The sequence below is a fragment of the Nostoc sp. NMS4 genome (assembly GCF_017115095.1).
Lineage (GTDB): Bacteria > Cyanobacteriota > Cyanobacteriia > Cyanobacteriales > Nostocaceae > Nostoc.
In genome coordinates this window covers 1-3,078 of record NZ_JABXKI010000379.1, presented here as the reverse complement: position 1 = coordinate 3,078, position 3,078 = coordinate 1, and the positions used below count along the sequence as shown (strand labels likewise).

The following is a 3,078-nucleotide window of genomic DNA, read 5'->3' as shown; positions in this document are numbered from 1 at the left end:
AAGGCTTGGGTTCTCGGCAAGTTTTCCAGTCCTTTAATTGTCCCAGATAGAGAGATGTCTATTTGGGACAACTAGCCAATAGCGATCACTTTTTGTTGGGGTAGTGTTACGGAACGTGTCATGAAATACCGACCCCTTTGAAATTGTTAATAGACTTGACTTTCAGCTTTCTAACTACATCGCTTGAAAGCTTTGCTTAAGTTCCGATAAGTATTAGTATCGAAACTTTTTTACAGGGAGAGTAGTGGTATTTAAAGCTAAAAAGGATTTAAACCCGGGAAAATTAGGCAAAGTGCCACCTCCAGAAACCTAAATTCAACAGGAGTAAGAGCCTAATGGGACTGAAAATAATGCCGCGACTACCAACGGATGGAATTCCTCACCCCTGGGATTTGACAATGCGCTTACTCGATGAACCTTTGCCTATTTCACCACTCTTGCAACCAGCCATCCAGCAACACATGGACTTGGCTGGGGGTGAGTGGCGAATTACTCTTTATTGGGTTGTGAAAAAGAAGTGGAAGCCCAAACTCAAAATTCCTGTCAAACACAAATACGCCAAGTTATTTGAACCCCGAGGAGAGCTATTTTTCAGAACACTTGAACTGTGCATCTCAGGTCACGACTCTTCACACCCCGACCGTCAACACTACCGCAATGCATCCGACTGGTATCTCCAACTGATGCAGGAAGCTAGAAACATAGACAATCAAGAAATTCAGGCGAACGAAGTAATTGGGAAAAAGCCCTTCGTTCAACACCTGTACCAGATTATCAAAGCTCTCAAAAACCTGGAAAACCCTGCTACTCCATCTACATCACTTCATTTTTATAGATTGATGGAAGTAGCACTGTCACTGGAGAAGCAAGAGCAATTCAACGATGATTACTGGAAGCCTTTTTTAAGCGCTTTAAGTGGATCGATTCAAGCGGTAGATGGTCCCAATTGTCATGAATGCTACGTTGACGGTAACAGAATCATCTGCCAAATCGGACAAGGGAGAGGGAAAAGGACGCTCCTGGTACTCCCTTAAAAAAAATATTTTTTGAAACCTTTACCGCCTAAGGCTTACAAGCTTTAATGCGAAAAAGCCGAATTGACGGCTATCCGTGCCAATCTGGATAGGAGTAAACAAGTGATACCAAATCCGGGTTGAATACTCCCTTTTTAAGAAAGCTGGGGGAGCTGGGGGAGCTGGGGGAGCTGGGGAGGCTGGGGGAGAAAAATCCCTTTCATTGATTGGGGGGTTATAAAAGCGGATTTGGTATGATTAGCCGAAAAACTTTTTGGCTTAAATTCTCATCACTGTGAAAATTTCCTACCTCTAATTTTCACAAATTAGTAAAAGAATCATGTCGAGATAATTTCTAATTGTTCTCTTTATTTCGGTTGAAATTTATCGAAAATCAAAAATAGACCAATGCTACCTTTCTCTTCTAGAGAACCTAAGTTCTACTACTTTTTGTTGCCTCATTTGTGCAACTGTTACTCAGAATACTCGGAGAGTGACTGACATAAAAGATATTTTTAGGCGTTTTGTTCAATAGTTTTTGACGGGTGTTTGTGCATACCCAGCCGGCACAGATTGGTCTAAAACGTTGGTTAACTAATCCTGTTCTGCAGGGACATACGGCTTACCTTAAGCGACGGACGTTACCCGATGGTAGACGACAAACCTTGCCGCCAGAGCAGTGGCAGATTGTGCGGGATACGCATCCCCATGATCGCTTACTTACGCCGGAGCAGGCAGCACAAATTCATCAAATCCTTGAGTTCAATGCCCGTCATGTTGGTGCAGGCTTCTTCACTAATGATTTAGAGAGTAAAGATAACTTCCGAGAGTTTTCCTACCTCCGGGGTTTAGTTTTTTGTGCTGAATGCCACGCCAAAGCTATCACCAAGACCAAGTACTCCAAGGATGGACAGCAAACATACCAATACTACGCCTGCCGCCACGCGCGAAAAGGATGTAACAACTTGAAGGGCACTCGTAAACACCTGATTGAGGATGAACTGAGCAAGTACTTTTTGCAGCAGTCTCAGATAATTGTCGTTGAGCCAAATGACACGGAGATTGTAGTTCCTCAGCACACAGAGAAACTCGAGCAACTGGAGGCCGATTTAGCCAACTTGGAAAAGATGCAGATGCAGTCTCTTGATCTAGAGCGTCTCAAGGAAGATATCCGCCAACAAATTCAGGACGAGCTAAATCCCTTTTCCCAACGCTCTTTGGAGCGTAAGACGGCTCAAGAAATTATTCAAGCCGGAAATAATTTAGCTATTTGGAACCTGCTTAGTGCTGATGAAAAGATGGCGGTCATTCCCCGGTTGGTAGAGCGCGTTACGGTGGCTAACGGACAAGTCAAATCAATTGATTTAAAAGCCTAGGTCTGTTGTGAGGAGTATCCAATGACTAAATCCACTTTCGATCTGATCAAGCTGCGGGCTGAAGTGGCGATGCAGCAAGTGCTCGTTGAACATGGGCATCAACCAAGGGTGTACGGACGTGAATGTCCTTTTTGTCAGTCTACTGATTTCGTCAAGTACTCTTTGGAAAAAGGCAAACAGCGCTACCGTTGCCGTTCCTGCCAGCGTCGATTCAACGAACGTCCTGTGTTTGAGTGTGATTGTTTGGTGGTGGGGCAAGCTCTCAAGTGTCAGGATTGCCCACAGTTCCAGTCTATTATGCAAGCGGCTAAGCAACGGGTTAGGGAATTAGCCGCTTGGAGTGTTGAAGAACTGCAAGTTGTATTGCAACAACCGCCTCAACAGAAATGACCTATTTCAATTGGAGCTTGTTAGGACGGTAAATTGTACTATCCCGGATTGGATGAGAACACGGCTAATGAACAAACCGACCCCCTTTCCTCAAAAGATTTTTCTTGAAGAACTCTTTCCTCACGTCCTTCTTTTTCACTTACTTAATAGTCTTGTATCGCGCCCAGCGTCTGCATAGTTGATGAGGAAAACTTATTAATAAGCGGTGAAAACGGGCATCATTCATCATTAAGAGACAACAGCTGAAACCTATACATATCAATGCTTATAAGTCATGGTTGCCCCGGGGTGCACCAACC

At 44.1% G+C, this 3,078-nt stretch carries 3 protein-coding genes; all 3 read left to right on the top strand.

Features of this window, described 5'->3' with window-relative positions; translation table 11 throughout:
* The first annotated feature begins 335 nt into the window (after window positions 1–335).
* The 3 genes from HWQ37_RS31685 (at window position 336) to HWQ37_RS31675 (ending at window position 2,779) form a co-directional block, all read left to right on the top strand.
* Complete coding sequence (locus tag HWQ37_RS31685; protein ID WP_292754823.1) at window positions 336–1,034, top strand: hypothetical protein; 699 nt, start codon at window positions 336–338, stop codon at window positions 1,032–1,034.
* A 530-nt stretch (window positions 1,035–1,564) separates the two neighbouring features.
* On the top strand, window positions 1,565–2,389 hold the full coding sequence (locus HWQ37_RS31680) for a recombinase zinc beta ribbon domain-containing protein (protein WP_292754821.1): 825 nt from the start codon (window positions 1,565–1,567) through the stop codon (window positions 2,387–2,389).
* A gap of 21 nt (window positions 2,390–2,410) precedes the next feature.
* Complete coding sequence (locus HWQ37_RS31675; protein WP_292754826.1) at window positions 2,411–2,779, top strand: IS1/IS1595 family N-terminal zinc-binding domain-containing protein; 369 nt, start codon at window positions 2,411–2,413, stop codon at window positions 2,777–2,779.
* Window positions 2,780–3,078 lie beyond the last annotated feature (299 nt).

What these genes read in the sequence shown, in the direction of transcription:
- HWQ37_RS31685 (WP_292754823.1), top strand. Translation starts at nt 336, where the DNA reads ATGGGACTGAAAATAATGCCGCGACTACCAACGGATGGAATTCCTCAC.
- HWQ37_RS31675 (WP_292754826.1), top strand. Translation starts at nt 2,411, where the DNA reads ATGACTAAATCCACTTTCGATCTGATCAAGCTGCGGGCTGAAGTGGCG.